25 protein-coding genes and 2 pseudogenes are annotated in these 20,307 nt (G+C 40.4%); 23 read left to right on the top strand and 4 right to left on the bottom strand.

Features of this window, described 5'->3' with window-relative positions; all coding sequences use genetic code 11:
- Nucleotides 1-35 precede the first annotated feature (35 nt).
- The 6 genes from AND4_RS02300 to AND4_RS02275 all read left to right on the top strand — a co-directional run bounded on the left by AND4_RS02300 (nucleotide 36) and on the right by AND4_RS02275 (nucleotide 3,336).
- A complete protein-coding gene (locus AND4_RS02300; protein WP_009841277.1) occupies nucleotides 36-812 on the top strand; it encodes a hypothetical protein in 777 nt (258 codons plus the stop codon).
- Nucleotides 813-978: 166 nt separating this feature from the next.
- Nucleotides 979-1,233 (top strand): hypothetical protein, encoded by a 255-nt coding sequence (locus AND4_RS02295; RefSeq protein WP_009841276.1) that lies wholly within the window; start codon nucleotides 979-981, stop codon nucleotides 1,231-1,233.
- The gene (locus tag AND4_RS02290; RefSeq protein ID WP_009841275.1) at nucleotides 1,230-1,610 is read left to right on the top strand and encodes a hypothetical protein; all 381 of its coding nucleotides are present in this window, start codon (nucleotides 1,230-1,232) and stop codon (nucleotides 1,608-1,610) included. The genes AND4_RS02295 and AND4_RS02290 overlap by 4 nt, the downstream gene beginning before the upstream one ends.
- A 75-nt stretch (nucleotides 1,611-1,685) precedes the next feature.
- Entirely contained in the window at nucleotides 1,686-1,871 is a 186-nt protein-coding gene (locus AND4_RS02285; protein ID WP_009841273.1) for a hypothetical protein, read from the top strand.
- 59 nt (nucleotides 1,872-1,930) lie between these two features.
- The gene (locus AND4_RS02280) at nucleotides 1,931-2,134 is read left to right on the top strand and encodes a hypothetical protein (RefSeq protein ID WP_009841272.1); all 204 of its coding nucleotides are present in this window, start codon (nucleotides 1,931-1,933) and stop codon (nucleotides 2,132-2,134) included.
- A complete protein-coding gene (locus AND4_RS02275) occupies nucleotides 2,113-3,336 on the top strand; it encodes a site-specific integrase (protein WP_009841271.1) in 1,224 nt (407 codons plus the stop codon). Before AND4_RS02280 ends, AND4_RS02275 begins: the two co-directional genes overlap by 22 nt.
- A 106-nt stretch (nucleotides 3,337-3,442) precedes the next feature.
- Here AND4_RS02275 and AND4_RS19285 read toward each other — a convergent pair whose 3' ends face one another.
- Nucleotides 3,443-3,871, bottom strand: coding sequence for an META domain-containing protein (locus AND4_RS19285; protein ID WP_009841270.1), 429 nt, complete (start codon nucleotides 3,869-3,871; stop codon nucleotides 3,443-3,445).
- Nucleotides 3,872-4,333: 462 nt separating this feature from the next.
- Here AND4_RS19285 and AND4_RS02265 point away from each other — a divergent pair.
- The 17 genes and pseudogenes from AND4_RS02265 to AND4_RS02175 form a co-directional block, all read left to right on the top strand.
- Nucleotides 4,334-4,615: pseudogene (locus AND4_RS02265) on the top strand (alkylphosphonate utilization protein); the annotation flags it as partial.
- 554 nt (nucleotides 4,616-5,169) lie between these two features.
- A pseudogene (locus tag AND4_RS02260) lies at nucleotides 5,170-5,523 on the top strand (DUF6404 family protein).
- Nucleotides 5,524-5,668: 145 nt separating this feature from the next.
- Nucleotides 5,669-6,178 (top strand): hypothetical protein, encoded by a 510-nt coding sequence (locus AND4_RS02255; protein WP_144017025.1) that lies wholly within the window; start codon nucleotides 5,669-5,671, stop codon nucleotides 6,176-6,178.
- Between the two features lie 319 nt (nucleotides 6,179-6,497).
- A complete protein-coding gene (locus tag AND4_RS02250) occupies nucleotides 6,498-7,034 on the top strand; it encodes a cytochrome c oxidase assembly factor Coa1 family protein (protein WP_009841264.1) in 537 nt (178 codons plus the stop codon).
- A 176-nt stretch (nucleotides 7,035-7,210) separates the two neighbouring features.
- The gene (locus AND4_RS20570; RefSeq protein WP_339367414.1) at nucleotides 7,211-7,576 is read left to right on the top strand and encodes a zinc ribbon domain-containing protein; all 366 of its coding nucleotides are present in this window, start codon (nucleotides 7,211-7,213) and stop codon (nucleotides 7,574-7,576) included.
- A gap of 109 nt (nucleotides 7,577-7,685) precedes the next feature.
- Nucleotides 7,686-8,594 carry an Imm49 family immunity protein gene (locus AND4_RS02240; RefSeq protein WP_009841262.1) on the top strand — a complete coding sequence of 303 codons (909 nt, stop codon included), beginning with the start codon at nucleotides 7,686-7,688 and terminating at the stop codon, nucleotides 8,592-8,594.
- Between the two features lie 415 nt (nucleotides 8,595-9,009).
- The gene (locus AND4_RS02235) at nucleotides 9,010-9,816 is read left to right on the top strand and encodes an Imm49 family immunity protein (RefSeq protein ID WP_241210228.1); all 807 of its coding nucleotides are present in this window, start codon (nucleotides 9,010-9,012) and stop codon (nucleotides 9,814-9,816) included.
- A gap of 226 nt (nucleotides 9,817-10,042) precedes the next feature.
- Complete coding sequence (locus AND4_RS02230; protein ID WP_009841260.1) at nucleotides 10,043-10,408, top strand: hypothetical protein; 366 nt, start codon at nucleotides 10,043-10,045, stop codon at nucleotides 10,406-10,408.
- A 1,049-nt stretch (nucleotides 10,409-11,457) separates the two neighbouring features.
- Entirely contained in the window at nucleotides 11,458-11,685 is a 228-nt protein-coding gene (locus AND4_RS02225) for a hypothetical protein (RefSeq protein ID WP_009841259.1), read from the top strand.
- 67 nt (nucleotides 11,686-11,752) lie between these two features.
- Complete coding sequence (locus AND4_RS02220) at nucleotides 11,753-12,073, top strand: hypothetical protein (RefSeq protein WP_009841258.1); 321 nt, start codon at nucleotides 11,753-11,755, stop codon at nucleotides 12,071-12,073.
- 933 nt (nucleotides 12,074-13,006) lie between these two features.
- A complete protein-coding gene (locus AND4_RS02210) occupies nucleotides 13,007-13,687 on the top strand; it encodes an Imm49 family immunity protein (RefSeq protein WP_241210227.1) in 681 nt (226 codons plus the stop codon).
- A 66-nt stretch (nucleotides 13,688-13,753) separates the two neighbouring features.
- A complete protein-coding gene (locus AND4_RS02205; protein ID WP_009841255.1) occupies nucleotides 13,754-14,089 on the top strand; it encodes a hypothetical protein in 336 nt (111 codons plus the stop codon).
- A 347-nt stretch (nucleotides 14,090-14,436) separates the two neighbouring features.
- A complete protein-coding gene (locus AND4_RS02200) occupies nucleotides 14,437-15,126 on the top strand; it encodes a hypothetical protein (RefSeq protein ID WP_144017021.1) in 690 nt (229 codons plus the stop codon).
- Between the two features lie 19 nt (nucleotides 15,127-15,145).
- Nucleotides 15,146-15,490, top strand: coding sequence for a hypothetical protein (locus AND4_RS02190; RefSeq protein ID WP_009841253.1), 345 nt, complete (start codon nucleotides 15,146-15,148; stop codon nucleotides 15,488-15,490).
- A 14-nt stretch (nucleotides 15,491-15,504) separates the two neighbouring features.
- Nucleotides 15,505-16,227 carry a YcxB family protein gene (locus AND4_RS20395; protein WP_241210226.1) on the top strand — a complete coding sequence of 241 codons (723 nt, stop codon included), beginning with the start codon at nucleotides 15,505-15,507 and terminating at the stop codon, nucleotides 16,225-16,227.
- A 36-nt stretch (nucleotides 16,228-16,263) separates the two neighbouring features.
- Nucleotides 16,264-16,665, top strand: coding sequence for a GFA family protein (locus AND4_RS02180; protein ID WP_009841251.1), 402 nt, complete (start codon nucleotides 16,264-16,266; stop codon nucleotides 16,663-16,665).
- Nucleotides 16,666-16,694: 29 nt separating this feature from the next.
- Nucleotides 16,695-17,180 (top strand): rod shape-determining protein, encoded by a 486-nt coding sequence (locus AND4_RS02175; RefSeq protein WP_009841250.1) that lies wholly within the window; start codon nucleotides 16,695-16,697, stop codon nucleotides 17,178-17,180.
- 133 nt (nucleotides 17,181-17,313) lie between these two features.
- On the opposite strand, the gene AND4_RS02170 is transcribed toward AND4_RS02175, so the two are convergent.
- The 3 genes from AND4_RS02170 to AND4_RS02160 all read right to left on the bottom strand — a co-directional run bounded on the left by AND4_RS02170 (nucleotide 17,314) and on the right by AND4_RS02160 (nucleotide 20,119).
- Nucleotides 17,314-17,685 carry a hypothetical protein gene (locus AND4_RS02170; RefSeq protein WP_009841249.1) on the bottom strand — a complete coding sequence of 124 codons (372 nt, stop codon included), beginning with the start codon at nucleotides 17,683-17,685 and terminating at the stop codon, nucleotides 17,314-17,316.
- Between the two features lie 206 nt (nucleotides 17,686-17,891).
- The gene (locus AND4_RS02165; RefSeq protein WP_009841248.1) at nucleotides 17,892-18,953 is read right to left on the bottom strand and encodes an acyltransferase family protein; all 1,062 of its coding nucleotides are present in this window, start codon (nucleotides 18,951-18,953) and stop codon (nucleotides 17,892-17,894) included.
- Nucleotides 18,954-19,132: 179 nt separating this feature from the next.
- Nucleotides 19,133-20,119, bottom strand: a complete 987-nt coding sequence (locus AND4_RS02160) for a hypothetical protein (RefSeq protein WP_186004041.1) — start codon at nucleotides 20,117-20,119, stop codon at nucleotides 19,133-19,135.
- Nucleotides 20,120-20,307: the final 188 nt, after the last annotated feature.

The following is a 20,307-nucleotide window of genomic DNA, read 5'->3' as shown; positions in this document are numbered from 1 at the left end:
AGGGCTAACCACCCTTTCACCTATAAGGAATGACCATGTTAAACATCGAACAAATCGCAACGAATGCAGTTAAAAACACCCTCGCTTCATCTGAGCTACAGGAAGCCATTGAGAAAAAAATTGAATCGACTATCACGAGTCAGCTTACCGACTTTTTCCGCTGCTATTCGGACTTTGGAAAGGCATTTGAAGGCGCGTTGAAAGAGCAACTGAAACTCGACATGAACAACTTAGGCATCACGGAATATAACCACTATATCACCACAACTATTCGTGAACGCTTTAATAAACACATGGAAGGTCCGGCAATAAACCAAATCGATTCTCTGATTAATGAGATATGCCCTACTGCAGGTGAAACGGTTCAATTTGATGACTTGATAACCAAGTTGAAAGATGGGATTACCGACTATCAGTCTGACCATTCAGGAAGGTTTGCTATTTGCTTCAAACGTAAAGATTACAGTTGGGACTCTGACCACATACATATTGGGTTCGATGAAGAGGCTGAGAGTTCTGCCGTCTTTTGCTCTGGAGACAAGTTGTTCGACGACTGCAAAAGCTCGATAAAAATTGAGAGGAAAACTCGAAAAGTGGTTGGCTTTGATATTGGATACCAAGGTAACGACAGTAAAGCGAAAGTATCAACCTATAGACATGACTTTGAGTCTTTCTTATTTCGAATGTATGCCACAGGAAGTGTGATTGATTTTGGTGATATCAACGAACAAGTGATGGATCTTGGTGCAGGCGAAGAAATATCCGCTTACTACATGGATATTGATACTAGCTACTATTGGGCGTGCGACTAAAAAGAGAAAACCCTTATCGGTGACCAAACCAATAAGGGCTTACTTTGTGCAATGAGACTTAAGTAATAACCAAGCCTCGCAATCAGTATATATCTGGCTGACCACCAATTTCAAGTACTTAGACTGATTGCCAGGTTTCACCCAGAAACCAAAGGAACTTTGTGTAATGAAGACTTCCCTACATCGGAACTCTCAAGAAGAGTTTATCCATAAGAACATTCATCAAATATTACGTGGTGAAGGCTACGAACAGAGCGAAGCAGATCGCGCATGTGACTTCGCTATTGAATCCTACCGAACCACCGCCTCTTTCGGTGGCCGCGATGGAAAGAGTTTCGACTTCTGTTTGGCCAAAGCTCGCCAGTTACTTGCTCCCATGAAAAAGACCGCTGCGTCTCGCAAACGTAAGGTGAAGAAATGAGTGATATACGCAAGCGCAAACTAGCGGCAATTCGAGCCAAACGGCTAAGGGACAAACGTAAGGCCAATGGTCATAACGACATTCGAGTGACGTTGTCACCCAATGAGGCAACAAAGCTTGATGATATTTGCCAGTTTTTCGCTTACCCAAGCGAGCCCTACACCCAAATTGAATCTTTGCAGTCACTTATTCATCGTGTTCATGCCGAGATTCCAAAGATTGAACGTGATTTGGGTTGCTGCGGTAAGTGTGGTGCACAGCTACCACAAGGATGCGCCAAGTTTCGCGAAGGTGGTTTGTTCTATGGTGATGCCATGTGTTGGCACACCACAAACCGAGTGCGAATTATGCCGGCTGAAAAAGGAGTTCAATCATGATAGCTGCTGCGGTTTATGCACTTGTCTGTGTGATTTTTTATGGAATTTACACTTTGTCCAACAAGGGGAGTGACAATGAGTGAGGCACAAATTGTCGCAGCTGAGGCTCCCGATTACATAGAGCAGTTGTTAGTTGAAATGTTTGAAGGTAACCATCCCGATAATGAGGTGCTATTGGGCACACTGCTATCGGGGAAAGACCGAATTCAAGTACAGCTTAAAATCACTCGTCAACCCGAAAACTTTTTGGATGAGTGCTAGTTCTTCCTCTGTAATTCAGGGGATTACATTCAATCACCTTCTTAAAGCGAGGTTCAAGTATGATTCGCCCACAAAACCCTAAACTTGCAAAAATATCCATCGTGACTCTAAAACAAGCATCCGATCTTATCGGGCTAAGCACCAAAACACTGCGCGAGAAAGCCAACGAGGGGATCTACCCTTCAACTGTGATGAGTAAGATCAACGGCACATGGATGGTAGACACTGAGGAATGGAACCGATGGCACCGAGCCAAAATGTAAAACTTCCTGCTGGTGTGGAGATCCATGGTAAGTCTTTACGGCTCGACTTTGTTTATAAAGGCAAAAGACGTCGTGAAACTCTTGGCCTTTCTCCCACCAAGCAGAACGTCAGGTTTGCCGCACAAAAACGCGAAACCATCATGTATGAAATCAAGATTGGTATTTTTCGTTATGCGGCTCACTTCCCTGATTCACCTTACGCAACAGAGCAATCGCAATCTAGAACGTTTGGGGAAATGGTCGATAAATACCTACAACTGAAACAGGCTGACTTACGCTCATCAACATACAAGAAGTACGTCTCTTTGTTTAAGATTACTAAGAACGCGTATGGAGCTAACCGGAGCTGCAGCACACTCAGCCCTGAATCGGTTTCTGAGCTTCGCGCTCTACTGATAAAAGGCCGTGGCGCGAGAACATTGAACACATATTTTCGTGCCATCAATACGTTCTTTGGCTGGCTGCATAAAATGGGTTATGTCGATCGCAACTTTTCGGAGTTTATGCCAAGTGTTAAAACACCCGAACGTAACATTAATCCATTCACGATTGATGAGATAAACAAAGCCCTTGATGCCTGTATGCAAGAGCAACACAAAAACATGATCACCCTACTCGCTTACACGGGTCTGAGAACGGGTGAGATTTGTGGGTTAGCCTGGGAAGATGTCGATTTTGAGAACAAGGTACTGACGATTCGCAGAGCAACGTTTGAATCTCGCGGGTTGAAAACACCAAAAACGGATCGTGAACGAACTGTCGATTTGATGCCTCCTGCACTGGAGGCTTTGCAAGCGCAGAAGAAGTTGAGCTCACACTATCCTCAAAAAGAGCATGAGGTTGAGCTAGCCGATAAAACGATTCGCTTAGATAACATCCGCTTTGTGTTCAACCCAAAGGCGACTGAAAACCTTAATGCTAAAACGCCTTATGATTATTTTAGTAAGACGGCACCTAATAAGATGTGGAGGAATATTTGTATTCGTGCCGGCATTCCTTACCGCAATGTTTACCAGCTGCGCCACACGTACGCTTCGTGGATGTTGAGCTACGCGAACGTGAACATTGCGTACCTAGCGCAGCAAATGGGACACAGTAATTTTTTGATGATCGCTAGTGTCTATGGCAAGTGGATGAAGAACAAAAATGCGTCTGAAAGCGAAAAGGCTTGGGAGGCGTTGAAGGGAGTATGTTCTAAGTAGAGAAAAGCCTCGCGAATACGAGGCTTTTCTATGAGCTCTACCATCGTTGTTGCTATTTACACTGCTCAATAGCCCCCCATAGGGGCTCACCTTTCTTTAAGTGATACTAGGACTCTTTTTGATAAGTCAGCGAATGATCATCAACCTCTAACGTCAATCGATCTGAAGCTTCATCAAATTCAATTCCTGCTCCTGTCACCAAAGTCTTTAAGACATTTCTCTCATGCATTTGCAGGTCAGGATTCTTGCAGCCTTTTCTCGTAGTGAGCACTGGAGTAATTTCCCAAACACCTTGGTCTAACCAAACAATAGACGCAAAGAAATTATTACAACCTGTATTACCTGAGATATTATCTTGAGTGATACGAAGGTTAGGTTGATACAGTGACGGCTGATTATTGATCTGTACTAATTTCCAAGTTCCTAAGAGCTGTTGATGCAAAAGAGGCAGCTCTGAATCTTCGAACGCCTGTGCTCCTGGTAATACAAGGAATGATAAAACTAGTATTTTTAGCGATAAAAATAATCTTTTCATTTCGGTTCTCTTAATTAGTGTTTAACAACGTGTGAATTTTATTGAGATAGTTTCACCAAACCCCACCCCAACGTAAGATCAAAGACTTCACCTTTATTTCGATCCCATACTTTAACTTCATGGTAAAAAAGACCGCTAAGATATTCGGCTTGGTCACCTGATTCTGACAGCTCATTTTTTATAAAGATGTTTTCACACAAGGCTGATTTGATGAAAACAAACGCACAATATTTGCTTTACATTTATTTAACAAGGCAAAGGTTGTCGAATTTGTTTGTTTTTGATCAGACGCATATTTTCTCTTATTCACATTTATTTATTCATCATTAATAAAATAAGATTTAATAACGTTATGGTCATTAATTTTGGCGGTCATATTCTCCATTCCCCCCAAAATAGCCCCAAAACCATCACAAGCACCCTTAAGGTACTGTTTTAAAATGGAAAAACCGCCGTCTAACTAACCCTCTTGACATGATGTACATGGAAGAAGAGACAATGACTTGGGCGATGAAAGGCATGTCTGCTGACGATAAAACGGTTGACTGTAACGGCACTGAATTGAAGAAAGGTGACGACGTAACGGTAATCAAAGACCTACCAGTTAGAGGTACAAACCAAGTGATTAAACAAGGCACGGTGATACGTGGCATAAGCCTTGGCGACGATCCGAAGATTGTTTCTGGTAAGGCAAATGGTGGTCAGTCAATGTACGTGATCGCTGAATACTGCCGTAAAAAATAGTTACTCAATAGTTACTGTTTGCAGTGAAAATTTAAGATAGGCGCTCACATTTTTAGAGCGCCTTTTTTGTATCGGTGGAATATATTGCCCCATTCTACCCACCAAATTGTCCCAAAGGCCGAAGTTGGTCTTGCCGATTGTCCCAAAGAATCGTGATCCCTTTTTTGTCGTGAAAATTCATCACTAACTCATTGATTGTATTTAACTGTTCAGGGTAAAAAGCTATAACAAGACGCCGCTTAGACATACATATATTTGTCTTGAATGCCAGTTCTGTGCCTCAGTAGAGTTGTTGAATTCAACTCAAATTGCCCCAATCTGCCCCAGAGAACCACCCTGTCTTACCTCTCACAATCCTTCGACCTATCATGCGGACGTATCAAGGTTATGAGCAGTAAAGCAATCTCATACCCCTTATATATCATTAAGTCATTGATTTATTGTTAAAATGGATGGCAAAAGGCGTCATTATTCGCCCTCGAAATGCGGATAATCGCCGTATAAAAAGCGTTAGGTTTCTCCGCGGGAAACATCGAATTCGAGGATTTTAGATCATGGATTATGAAGCGAAGCTACGACTTGCTCACAAAGAGTTAATTGATAAAGGCGTTTGGGCGTCGAACTACAATCCACCAACTGTAATGTTGCTACGTAAACTTGGAATGTGTTTTCCACCACCTTATTACCTAAGTTATTTTGCAAACGTTATGCTTAGTGCGATTTTCTATGTTCCTGCATGGGGGATCTTTAAATAGTTTTTCGTTTGGAACGAGCTAGGTAAACCAGTTTTAGAAGCCGTTTTCATCTCACTACTGTATGGCACTTTGTCTGGCTTTATTATGGCAACCTTCTACTACATTAGACGTAAGCAATTAAATCTAACAGATTGGGGGTCATTGGGAGAATAAGCCCAAAACCTGACAAACTTTCTAAGAGGGATTCGCAACGCGTGGCATTTTACCATGCGTTAGTTTTAGTGTTTCAGATGGTATACAAGGCTTAGGTATTGCGTTACTCACCCCCTAAAAGGGCGTTATGTTTTTCGAGGATGAAATGTACATATTAGAACTATTTTCGGCTAAGGAAGACCAAGTTAAGCTGATTACTTTCGTTTTCTCTGCATTATTAGCCGTTGGCGTTTTGCTTACAAATCAGTATTTTTCCAAACGCAGAGCGCGTCAAGAGTATTTACTTAAAAAGATTGAAGGGTTGGCTCAATTATCAATCGAGTACACCGATATATGTACTGAAATCCTAGATGATATACAAAGTCAAAGAGTTGACTACCCGACAGTAAGTCGAGAACACAGGCGGCGCTTGATTGCTAATATCCGTCAAATGCAGTTAATAATAGGGCTATATTTCCAAGACTCAGGTTTTGACCCAAATGATTACTATCTTTGGAACATGCGAGTCCTAGACGTTTTAGAGAAAGGTAAGGCTTGTGAAGAAGGTGAAGTGTATCTTTTATTTGAAGATGCTCGTCAACATGTTGTAGACAGTGACGCTAAGTTAGCCGTTATTTGTTCTGGTTTGGTTAAGAGGTTCGGGCACAAAACATAATAAACTGTTAAAGGGGGTCAAAACGCGTGGCATTTTTACCACGCGTTTTTTAAGCTCACAAGTTGGTTGCCCTATTCCCCCCTCAAATTGTCCATGAGCCTTAGAGGTTCACCCAGCCCTTACCCTTTCAAAATCCTTCGACCTATCATGCGGACGCATCAAGGTTGTGTGCTACAAAGCAATTTCATATCACCTATATATCATTAACCTATTGATTTATTGTTGAAATGGATGAAGAAAGGCGGCATTATTCGCCCTCAAAATACAGATAAGCACCGTATAAAAAGCGTTATGTGCCCGAATAGAATTAGTGGAATATATGAATAATAAAGAAGTCCCTGAACAGATTAAAGGTTTGAATTGGGGCGCGTTTACGTTCAATTGGATATGGGGTATTCGCTTTCGTACCTATCGAGCTTTGTTGGTTTTTGTGCCGTTCGTCAACATTGCGATGCCATTTATTCTTGGTTTCAAAGGCAATGAGTGGGCTTGGAAGCATAACCAATGGAGTAGTATTGAAGAGTTCAAAAACTCTCAAAGGAAGTGGTCTGTTGCAGCCGCAATAATTCTGGCCTTTGGTGTTATCTCGGCATTCATCTTCACTATAAGCATGAATAGCTCATTTGAAGAGTCTGGCTCAACTAAGCTAGTACTTAGCACTCTAGAGAGCTCAGACAAGTTTCACGCATATATTGGTGCGCCTTACGACATTGACTTAATTCAAGGAATCATTCGAGGGTATGAAGTTTCTGGTTCTGCTGATATGCAGTACGAGATCGAAGGTCCGAAAGGTGATGGTCGATTTGAGTTCAAAGCTGAGTTAAGTGAAAGTACATGGCGGTTAACTTGCTTGTAAATTAGATATTTACCTAGCCAAGAACTCGAAATTCTAGCGCCTTGTGAAAATGGCGCATAACAAACTTTTTAAGATTGATTTGCAACGCGCGGCACTTTTACTTGACCACTACATAAAGTGGTCAACGGCGGCATTATTCGCCCTCAAAATACGAATAAGTGCCGTTTAAAAATGTTATGCCTATAAGAGGAAATATGGATAGCAAGTGGGAGTGTTTTGGGTGCGGGCATAGCAATGAGCACTCATCATCGAAGTGTGAAAAGTGCGGGGCTTTAGGCAAAGAGCTTGCGAATAAGCAGATGGCAAACCACCTATTAGGGAAGGAAAACATGAAATCGGAGTTTGAATACTGCTGTGATAAATGTGGTTCAGAGTCATATGAGGTTGGTGAATTAAGAGCCAGTGGTGGATTTTGGAGTACATTTTTCAAATACAACAAACACCGTTTTTATTTCTTATCATGCAGTAGTTGTGGCCACACCGAGTTTTACAAACGAGGTCTAGGTACAGGACAAAAAATAATTGATTTTCTGAGCGGTTAGCGTGGGCATACAACTGTTTAAGCGGGATTCATAACGCGTGGCATTTTCACTATGCGCTGCTTTGGAAAGGCAGAGTGCTAGATACAATAACATACAAATTGAGTAATAAATGACGACACAACAATACCCGCCAATCAACTACGATGGCGCTCGGAAAGTATTCAAAGATCAACCAGTAAACATTTCAGCTTTAACTGATATCATTACAACTGAGTTGGCAGAGAGTGAAGGTTGGAATTATGTTAACCCCGGTGACTTGGGGTTTTCTATCTATACCAAAACGTTATATCTGAACTTAGCTGACATTGACAATGCATTGCACTCTCTTGTCGCTTGGCAATATTTTGAATCAAAAAGTATTGAATATGCCTTACTGGAGGATGGCGAAAAGATTACGATTTCGTTACCAAATAAAGAGGTGTCATTTGGTTTTCACTCTGACAGGGATCGCCGTGGGATTGAAGGCGCTCACCTAGAAATATCCACATGGAGATCCTTGTTGTGCGAAGATTTTGACAGCGCAAGACGCTTCGTTAAAATCGTGGATAACCCGCAAGTTAAATGGCGGAACGAATCTGGTGATACCTTCATTAGGTTGCTCGGGTGTGTTTTCAGCTTGAGTGATGGCGAGCCTATGGATTTGATTCAGGAGTACGTCAACCTTAGTGCTTCTGAGCCGGCTAGTCACGGTAAGCCTGATAGTGTCACCTACCTTGATTTACCAGTGATCGATGTGATGATGAAAGTATTTGGTGACGCTGATGAAAAAACCTACCAAAAGGCAATGTATTCGGCGGTTCAAAATCACCATGAATACTGGAGCCAGCCACGTTTGAATGATTCAGAACACGGTTATTTCTCTATGCAACTAACCACCCTGGCCAAAGTCGCCTTTGCAAGGCATGGTTACCGCATTGGTTTTGAGACTGACTATGTACCAGAGCCGTTCTACACCCAACCGCTGCCCATGCTGAACTATGATTTTTTGAACAAATATAAAACACAAGAACATGAATGAACGGAATTAAATCTTCTAGCTTACTTATAACAATCTGTTCATGAGTGATTCATAACGCGTGGCATTTTCACTATGCGTCGTTTTTAGTTTTTAAGGTGGTTCGGCAGCTTCGGTATTGCGTCGCCCCCTCCCCCTTAACAAGGCGTTAACTCACTCCCTCAATACAATTTAAATCAGAGAGAAACATTTTATGTCCTCAAAAGAACACTTCAAACCAATACCATGCCATGCTGACTTCATAAAGGAATTATCTCGTCCGTGCAGAATGACATCTATAAGATTGCTCGATGACTTTGAATTTTATTATACGAGTGGGAAAGTCGATTTATATGACGTAAGCCTTGCAGGGTTATATCTTACAAGTAGCCTATATCATGGTGAAGATGACATAGAATCCAGCCTTAGAGCGTTAGATATGCATCAGTACTTTGATATTAAATTAGTACAGTCAGAGCTATTGAGTGATGGAGAGACGACTTCGGTGGTGCTCCCCAAAGCAGAGGTAACTTTAGTAAAGAGAGATCAGCACAATAGTCTTAAAGGTTCGCACCTCATCGATTTAGCCTGGACATCTTTATTCTGTGAGCAAGTGAGTGACATCGAGTACCTTGCTAACTTAGCCGACCACCCAATCACTGAGTGGTGTAGTGTTCGGTGTCGTACCTTCTTTGAGCTTCAAATGGTCATGCTTGGAATAAAATCTGGTGACGTTAGGTCGTTAATTCAGAAGTTTATTGATGTTAGTACACCTGAGCATCTTGAGGGCTTAGCCTTTGAGCACGCTAACCTTGTCGATTTGCCAACCATTAATGTGATGACAAAAGTCCTAAATCAATCAGGTTGTGGTGAAGTGGAATATCAACAAGCGATGTATGAAGCGGTCAAAAAGCACCACAAATATTGGAGCCAAAAAAAGTTAAAGGAAGAGGTAACTGGCTATTTTGCTATGCCGCTACTGACACTAGCAAAGCTCGCTTACCAAAAATACGGCTTTCGCTTGGGGTTTGAAACGGACTATGTTCCAGAAGCCTTCTATACCCGTAATATGCCAGAGCCGAGCTATAGCTTTTTAGAGAAATACAAAGACTTGAAGATCCCCCCTGCTCTTACCCTTTCACAACCCTTCGACCTGTCATACGGAGGCATCAAGGTTATGCGCCACAAAGCAACCTTATACCTCTTTCATATCATTAAATCATTGATTTATCGTTTAAATAGATAAAATATGGCGGCATCATTCGCCCTCAAAATGCGGAGAACCACCTTAAAAGAAGCGTTAGGCATATAGATAGAAGTGGTATGAATCAATCAGATTGGATGAGGGCTAAGTTATTAATGCTTCCATTTGAAGGCGGGGCAACTCAAGTCTATTTGCTTTCTTTATCTAAAGATGAGCTTGCCCATGTTCTAAAGTAATAGCGAAAGAAGTTTCTGAACCCTGGGTTAAAGTGATTTCAAGTGACCCGCTTGATACAAGTATTGGACTCTCAGAGATTCTTCAAAACAAGCCGGTGATGCCTGACTTGTTAAAAGGTCAATCAACTATTACAACAAAGATGTTCAATGTTGCAGATGTTACATTTGATATATGGCCTGAGGAAAGAACAACAACCTTTGATTTGGAAGTTTGGTTTTGGGCTGAGCAGTTTTTTCTAGGTGAAGATGCTACAGACCTAAAACGGTTTAATCAGTTATTGTCGATACTGAGCAATATCGTTATAGATAAACCGTACAAATGCGTACTTATTCCTAACGAAGCCAGTGACCCTTTAGAAGATTTAAGAAAAGGCTACGGAATTGAGATCGAACTATAAGGCGCCTAACAACTGTTAAAAAGTGATTCGCAACGCGTGGCATCTTTTCCGCGCGTTTTTAATCAAACAAATTGGTTATACCTCAGCGTTACGCATCACCACACCAATCACCGCCGCCCAATCTTGGATACTGAATGCACCAGTAAGGCGCTAGTGAGATATAATAAGAATGAACTGAGTTTATCTTGCATACGAGTCCCACAAAAAAGCACCCGACTTTCACAATGGAAATGGGTGCTCGTCAGTTATAAACGCTAGAAACGAAAAAAACCGCCGAGTTGGCGAGGTTTTCTAATGTTGTAACTTGAGCGGAGAGATCAATAAAGATGAGGTTTTTCTGTCGTAATCTCACACAATTATTAGCTTCGGAAGATCGAAAATTAACAAAAAGATTGGTTTATCTTGGTAAGGGCTAAAGAATTCAAGTTAAATCACATTGAAAAGTTTACCGAGCAAAACAAAAAACACCGATCCAGCTCAACATACCCAACGCATTAACCCACATAAATACTGTAAATTTCTTTGATTCAGTCGTTACTCTCTTACGAATGAATGGAAATTTGACCCAATAATCAAAACAACGACTACCTATCTCCCAAGATAGTTGATACTTAGGTCGCATATGCCCTTTATCGTCACAGTACTTACTAAGATCTTCTGCTGTTAGTATTTTTTCAGTGACAGTTTAAGAGAGGCGCTCGCATTTTTAGAGCGTCTTTTTTTGGAGCGGTGGAATATATTGCCCTAGTTTACCGTTAAAATTGCCCTAATAACCATAGAACTCCCCCCTATTCTTTCTCTTTCATAACCCTCTTTCCCTTTCATAAACCATCTACCTATCACGGGAAAGTTTAAAGACGACACTCAATAAAGAAATCGCATAGCTTTCATGCATCATTAACTCATTGATTTATTGTTGATCTAAATTAAAAAAGACGGCATTATTCGCCCCCGAAATTAGGATAAACGCCGTGTAAGAAGCGTTATATGCTTAGAGTAAGTAGTTGAGCAATGTTTAAATTTTACTAATGATGTTATGAGGAAGTGTTATGAAGTATTTAGGAATGTTAATTATAGCTTTTGGTCTTATTGACTTAATAGGAAGCTATACAGGTTTTGATTTGTGGGGTGGATTCATTGGAATCGAGTTACCAGATTTATTGTGGAAATACTCATCATTTATTGAAATGGGCCTTGGCGGTTTCATTATAAACCTAGCTTCTAAAATGGAAAATAAAGAGACCAAAGATAGCAAAGTTTCGACTGAAGAATCGTAAATAATCATATAAAAATATGATGTGAAGTCAGCTCAGTTTTGAGCAACAAAAGTAAAGGACAGAACGAATGAGTAAGTGTGGTCATTGCGAAACAAGCTTTAAGTTTATAGATGTTCTTAAAGGTTTTAATCCAGCAAGTATAAAATGCAGTGGCTGTAATGAACGCATTAAGTCTAGCTATATCACGTTAGCTATAACCTCAGTTATCTATCTAGCTCTACTTGCGGCGCTCTTGTCGTTGCCGTTTCCTTATTCAGAGGCAGGCAACACAAATTCAGGCTCTTTTATACTCGTCGTAATGCTTGCTTTAGGGCTGCTCTTTGAGGTTGTGTATTTTAAGCTACTGGCGACTGGAATTATTACGTCAAACTTAAATCACGAAGGCTAAGCCAATCCATTATCACTGCATGGCACACAGAACAAACTGCTCAAGAGAGATTCACAACACGTGGTATTTCTTAAGCGTTGGGTTTTGTTGTTTAGGGTGTTGTGCGGTGATTTTTTATTGCGTGGCTCACCTCTTAATCGAACGTTAAAAGTTTTAGGTATAAATATGGGCCGCAGGAGAGAGCTCGTTAGTATCGCAAGCGGTATTATTGGTTCGTTTCGAAGTAGAAATAATGATGTCGATGGCTATTGGGGAATCGGTAAACTGTACCTGTTCGTCGATCACCTTCAAAGCAAGTGCGTTTCTATAGACCTTTGCTCCCAACAGATTGAACCATATTATCCGGACTTTGGCCTCATGACAAAGCGCTATTCCAAAATGTTCGAAAGGTTACTTACAATCCATTCTATACCGTTTGAATGGGTTAACTCTGCCTACATTTACGTTGAATTTGAAGCCGATTATGAGGAACGTCATCATCATTGGCGAAGCGCATTGGGAAATCCGTGCAATTTAGTTTGCGAGGTCATAGATGACAAAGGCAAAAGTCATGTTGCTCGTGCGTATACAAACTGTTTTCCGCATGATGCGAAAAGGGAAAGTCAGAGCTCTAAATAAGCGAACTTCTAACAAATTATTTAAGTATGACTAGCGACGCAAGGCATTAACTACCCCCTTCAATCCAATTCAAATCAGAGAAAAAATTTTATGTCCTCAAAAGAACAATTCAAACCAATACCATGCCATGGAGACTACCTAAAGAGACTTTCTAATCCGTATGGAATGAAATGTAAGCGCTTGCTTGATGATTTTGATTTTTATTATAAAAGTGGGAAAGTCGATTTATATGACGTGAGCCTTTCAGGGCTTTATCTCATAAGTAGCCTGTACCATAATGCTGGTGACATTGAATCCAGTCTAAGAGCGATGGATATGCATCAGTACTTTGATATTAAATTAGTACAGTCACAGCTATTGAGTGATGGGGAGACGATTTCGGTGGTGCTTCCCAAAGCAGAGGTGACCTTAGAAACAAAGAAAGAAGAATACAACGGTCTTGAAGGCGCGCTATATCTGACCTATTTAAGTTGGCTATCGTTATTCTGTGAGCAAGTGAGTGACATCGAATATCTTGCCAACTTAGCCGACCACCCAAACACTGAGTGGTACAATGTTCGGTCTCGTACCTTCTTTGAGATCCAGATGGTTATGCTAGGAATAAAATCTGGTGACGTTAAGTCGTTAATTCAGAAGTTTATTGATGTGAGTACGCCTGAATATCTTGAGGGCTTAGCCTTTGAACACGCTAACCTTGTCGATTTGCCAACCATAAATGTGATGACTAAAGTCCTAAATCAATCAGGTTGTGGTGAAGTGGAATATCAACAAGCGATGTATGAAGCGATAAAAGGACACCACAAGTATTGGAGCCAAAAAAAGTTAAAGGAAGAGCGTGTTGGATATTTTTCTATGCCCCTTCTGGCATTGGCAAAGCTCGCTTACCAGAAATACAGCTTTCGCTTGAGATTTGAAACAGACTATGTTCCAGAAGCCTTCTATACCCGTAATATGCCAGAGCCGAGCTATAGCTTTTTGGATAAGTACAAAGACTAGTTAGTTTGTATACTCACACTGTAACATGATGACTCATAATGCAAAACGTAAAATAGAGTGGAATAGATGGAACGAAGAAAACAAGTTCAATGGCTAAAAATTCAAAAAGCAGGCTTTCTTAAGCACTTTGTTACTCATGGCTTACCCTCAAGTGTAACATTTGTCTTTGTTAATACATTTATTCAAAATGACTTTTACTTGAACTTGTCGCCTTTTATTTCGTTCCGGCTTTACGTATTTGCGTTCGTTGGAGCTTTATTGCTTGCCGGAAGCGATTGGATATTACAAAGCAACCAGTATAAAAAACACAAAAAAACATCTAGTGCGAAAGAATATCTCATAGACAATTTTTCAAGAGAAATTCGCTACGCTTGGTATTTTAACGACATGTTTGTTGATTGATAATCCCCCCTTTGACATGATGTATATGTAAGAAGAGTAAATAAATGGCGGTCAGTCAATGTAAGTTAACACTGAAAACTATCGTAAAACGTAATAAATGCTTGCAGTAAAAAATTGAGAGAGACACTCACATTTTTCGAGCGCTTTTTTGTATTAGAAAGTACATTGCCCTATTCTACCCTTCAAACCACCCCAAAATACGTAGTTTTGATTGATTCACACTTTTAAATAAACTTGAGTTATCAACTCAAAAATAGTGAGTAAGCAAAAAACACAAAAAAAGGGCTTTGCGGCCATCGCAAACTGTCATCACGGCATATGCTGTGCAAGAGTGTTCAGAATCAGGCATGAGATCACAACACATGCTGACCATACATTGCTCTAAGCAATTACGATGGAATGTAGATTTGGTCCTGCCACCTAAACAAGATGGTAGTAAGCTTTTAGAGAAAAAAGTAAAAATGAAGTTTTTAATAATCATCCTATCGTTTTTTCTAATGTCCTGCGAAAGAGGTGCTGACTTAGAAAATACTAAAGAATATTCGAATAATAAAGTCACTTTTAAATACCCAGGTAATTGGGAGGTAACTGAGGATTCTGAAACGGAAGATTTTAGGTTTATCTTTGTCGAGTCGCCTGGAAGCGGAATAATGAGAATCGAGATTTACAATCATGAAGATTCTTTTAAATTAAAGGAGTTCGTTAAGTTAGACATAGAATATCTTTTAGGAACAGTACCAAAATTTTTTGATGTTGAATATCCTGAGTTAATAAGAGGCTCGAAAAAAAACATAGGAAACTCGATTTTATCTGGTTTAACCTACGAACTTGACTATAGGACATTTGGAATCGACATTACTTCAATTATTGAAACCTATAAGATATCGAATGAAATTAAGACTGCCTACCTTTCCGGTCAAGTACCTAAAGAAGATAGACACTTAGTTTCAAGCGGTTTTGATTTAATACTTTCCAGTTTTCGTATACTCCCAACTGAAAAACACATTGAGCAGACGGTATGTACTCATCAAGGTTAACGACAACAAGCAAAGAGATGTGACTGATATTTTTGTAATCTACTTCTCCCCAAAAGGGATCTTTGAAAACGAATCGATACAAGCATTGTCAAAATGGAAATATGAACCATTAAAAGATGTTGAATTTGTCGATAAAAACAGAAATACTTACAGGAAATTTACGTCGGTTGGATCTCGGGAGAAAACACTCCTACCCTCTGATTACAGAGTTTCAGATAAAGGAAGGTTTAAGTTTGTGATACCTGAACTAGAAATTGTGTATTTTGAGCGTTACGACTTCACTCATGACTTGTATTTCTCGGATGAAAATATTTTAAAAACTATAGCCAAGTACGCACAGGAATCAGGTGTATATTTAATATAGAACAATTTACAAAAATGATTTGTAAAGCATTAATCTCACCGCGTAAATTGTTGATTGAATCCACCAACAGCCTAAATTGTACAGCTCAGAACACCCTACTCCCTTTTTCACGCCAAGCTATTGATTTGCAGTTTAATAAAAAAGAAAAGCGGCATTATTCACCTCAAAATTACGGAACATCACCGTATCAGAAGCGTTATAAACATATGGAATCTAACATGAGAAAATCAATTAAAATATCTAAAAATAACTATTTAGATTACATCAAATTTGCACAAAATCGACTGAGTAAAAAAAGTACAAATGGAAATTTTACAAAAGGGGTTGTCGCCTCGCTTTTTACTACTGTTGCTTTAATGTCAGCTTTTCAAACTATTGGAAGAACCGGCTTTTCTGATTTTCATTGGCAAACATCTTTAGCAACTGCTATTCCATTTATCATCTTTTCGGGATTGTTAGTTTTAAACTCAATACGAATCAAAAAATCATTCGTTCCAAACGAAAATGGTATTATTATAGGTGAAAAAAGCATCGAATTTACAGAAAAAGGGATTCATGAAGTAAATGCATTTGGAAGTTGTTTTATTAAGTGGGAAGCTGTTGAAGCAATAGAAGAGAACAAAGGGGATATTTATATTTTTGTAGATAAAAATGCTGCAATCATAATTCCCTCTGATACCTTCGATTCTCTTAGTGAAAAAGAAGAATTTAAAATGTTAATTGGGAAATATGCTTAATAACAAGCTTAAAGTGTACCACTAGAGGAAGTCAATATGAGACAGTTAAGCGGTTCATGCCTTTGTCGCAGAGTACAAATCGAAGTTCCAGACGAGTTTGATTATCTTGGGAACTGCCATTGTTCTGAATGCAGGAAGTTTACCGGTTCTGATTACTCTTCTGTTGGCGGGCTAAGCTCCGAAAAGTTTACTTTTACGTCAGGTGAAGAGTTCGTAAGTATCTATGAGAAAAGTGAAGAAACAGAATTGGCTTTCTGTAGAATTTGTGGTTCTAGTCTGTTTTCTCGAAAATTGAAAACGGGCAAACATAATATCCGGTTAGGAATTTTGGATGATACACCCACTCATAAACCGAGCTTTCATATTTTTACAGACTCAAAAGCACCGTGGAATGATATATCAGATGACCTCAAACAGTTCGAAAATGGTCCAGTTTAGTCACTCAGAAAAGAGTAAGGAAAATAGACATGTTAAATAAGTGGCGATCTTCTCATGATTTATTGGTGGAGCTGAGTGAAAGTAAGATAAGCATCAAAACGTTAGGGAATGGACCAACGTTTGAGTGTGAGCCTTATTTAGAAGTGGAAAGCTCTGGTAAAAACACTGTGGTTAAAAGTATTGGCTCAGAGGCTAAGTTGAAATTAGGAACGGTTAACCAAGTTATTAATCCGTTTTCTCACCCTCGTTCTTTTGTTGCTGACTTTTATGTTGCTGAGAAATTGCTCCAACACGGTTTATATGAAAGACAAAAATCAAAATTATTCAAACTCTCTCCTCGCATCATCATGCACCAATTAGAAAAAACTGAGGGTGGCTTAACAAACGTTGAAGAGAGAGTGTTAAGGGAGCTTGCTTTGGGGTGCGGTGCTCGAGAAGTGCTTGTTTATGTCGGAGAAAAGCTGGACGCAGATAGAGTCACATTTGATGCCGTTAAGAGTAACATGACCACTTAGAAGTGTTCATCAGTGATCCGATAGTAAAAATCAGCTAAGAGCTTATGCCCAAGCTCTTAGCTAAAATGTTTGTTGCGTTTTATTCGTCACTGTTGCAGTTGCTATATCTACATTATCAAATGATATTGATAACTTAATAAGGTGGGATCGGTAGTTCGCTGGTTTCTGCTGAACAGTAGGTGGCAAATGAAGAAGAATCTGCCGGTGGGTTCGGGATGTATACTTTACCTACGGTAACACTGCCCAACTTCACTGTGTTGCCAAGACCGTAAATTCGGTAAATATTGTATGTATAGCTGTAAGAACTTTGGCCATCTTCAACGCCCACTTTTTCAATACTGCCGACCCAAGATTCGCGGGTTGAAATGGTTGCGAGCTCGCTTGCACATTCTGACAGCAGTCTGACTTCTTTAGATGCTTGAACAAGATTAACGGTATCCGCATTTGCGTGAACTGTGGCGGAGGTAAAAAGTGCCGCGAGTATGGTGACCTTTGCTATTTGCATTTGTATTACACTCTGTGAATATGATGTAACCAAGATGTTATTAAACAGAATGCATATTAGCAAGTGGTTCATTGCATTTTTTGCTGTATCTTTCAAAAATTACTACGCGATGACTAGATTTCACTTCGTTTAAGTTACAGGTTTCATTATATCCACTGTTGCCAATAACCATTCCAGCAAAATACCTCGGCAAAATAACCCTGCACTTATTTTTTACCTTGCCTCAACCACTCTAAGCAGGGGTTTGTTTTAAACGGCAAAAAATACAGTGCCAGCAGGTTGTTACGCTCTGCCCCCCACTTAATGACTAACGGCAACGCTAAACTGGCCATAAAAGTGATGCATGATAAAACCAACAAGTTATTGTAAAACCGCCCTTTTCCCAAGTCATACAGGGCGTGGTCAATCCAGTAATGAAACAATAAAATATACAAACTGGCACTACCAAGCGTTCTTAGAACACCAACGCCGAGTTTAAAATGGACTATCCACCATGAAAACGCGAGCACTAAGTAGATCCCGGCAGTAGCGGCAAGAAGCGCTGCTGAAGGAGCAACAAATTTGCGGTAATTAAAATCAATGTGAGCGTCAGTAAAGTAAATCACGAAGCTAAACACCAATACGCATGCTATTGCGAGAGGTAGGCTGGGTTTAAAGGCGCAAACCACGGTTTTTAATTGATAGCCTGCAATAAAAAACGCTGAAGTGACCAGCAAGAGATCAAGGGAATACGGTAACCCCTGAAGATAGAACGCTCTCTCAAAGGTAACGAACTCAATTTGCCAAAACAGTTGTAAGATAAAAAGCCCAACGACAAACATCCCACCAACACACAACCACTGCAAAAAGTGAGGCAAAACACCAAATTTGCCAAACCGAAATAAAAAATAAACAAAACAGTGCACTGCGAATAGATGCGGCAAAAACCAAAGCGGTGTCCATTCGATCGTGTGGCCATTGGCATAGAAAATCCCTTTGAGCTGCCATAGTAGCAGATCTTGATTGAACCACGAACTGACTAACCACGCGGTAAGTAGCACCAAAAAATAAGGTTTGAGTAGTGCTTCGCCTTTTTTTAAAACAAAGGAAGTAGCAGGCTGTGAGTAAGAGAAAAAAACACCAGAAAGAAAGAAAAACAGCGGCATTCTAAACAGCGACATCGGCATTAACGCTTCTTCAAAATGGTGGGAGAGCCGACTATGAAGTAGAACCACTAAAGTAATCGAGATCCCCTTAGCGACATCGATGTGACCGATGCGGTTGACCATATCGAACGCCCTCCCAAGCTAAAACGACTCTCTTAATAACACTAACCACCAAAATGGCATTTGTCACATATTTAACAAAACCACGCTAAGAACATGCGCTTGTCGCGACTCAAGCTGTGGAGACTTTAAACCAAACATCAATCCTCTAGCACCGCACTCGCGACACAATTAACCTCGAATCAGTTGAAGTAAACGTAGAAATACACGCCCGCGTCTCCATAGATAATGTCACAGTAAAGAGCAAAGGCTTCTTTGTTTTCGAACGTAACCACATCCATCGTGCTTCGTTGGAAACGCTCACGTTGGCTATTAAAAAAACCAAACGAGTTTGCATCGGTTTGAGACACGCTGCCATCTAAGTTGAGCTTCCCATAGTGAAAGACGCCCGTCGATTCAACGAGAAAAGCAATCCCTTGCGCCTTGGGCGGAGCTGCACTGGTAATAAATTGCTCTCTGGTTAATGCAAACGTCCGTTCGAACATATGCGGTGTCACATAGTTGAGTGGAGACACACTGTTATCTAAACCCGTTGTTCCTACTCGGTAATCGCCACCACTGATCCCAGACGCGTACTGTCCACAATCGGCAAGCCCCCTTCCCATTGGCAATGTCGGTAGGTTACTGCTGTCTAATGAAAAGCTTGAGGCATGATTTGTAAAAGTTGGAAATAAGTTTTCTCGATAAGCCGTCATGTCGTCCTCACTAAAGGTAAACTCATTACCCTCTTCATCGGAAGTCAATGCTGTGGTCAGCTCATCTGCAATATTCGACAATGCTTCCATATCGGCATCGCTAAACATAAACTCATTATCTGATGGCGGTGGGTACCCCGCCGTATGACTTTCACCAGCGGTCATATCATCAGCAAGATGGTCTAAGAAGTCTAACTCATCCTCAGTAAAACTGGCGCTCGGTGCCTGGGTGAAACTTTGCGGGAAAGTGATAGGGTCACTTTGTAATTGAGGCGTATGTAAGCCCTGAGAGGTTTGCCCGAACCCCATCTCTTGTCTTTGCCGCTGCACCCTTTCTCGATTGTCGGCATATCTTCTGTAATCATTTTCTGAATAGGTTAATTCATCCCTACGTTCTTGACGTTGACGTGCAGCTCGCTCTCTTGAGGTTTCTACTCTTTCTTTTGGCATTGATTTGCCGGATTGATATCTCATGTAAATCCATTCAACCTTCAAATGATAGTGAAGAAATGGCATTTTCAATGGATTATCATTCCTGACAAGCCACCCTGACAAATAACTACACAAAAAGTTATTTTGACCACACTTACGCTCGCAATAACAATCAAAAATGCGTTAATTAGTGTTCTATCAGGTGACTATTGGTAGGAAAAATACCTCCT

It is taken from the genome of Vibrio sp. AND4 (assembly GCF_000171815.1).
Taxonomy (GTDB): Bacteria; Pseudomonadota; Gammaproteobacteria; order Enterobacterales; family Vibrionaceae; genus Vibrio.
This window is presented reverse-complemented; position numbering and strand designations above follow the sequence as displayed.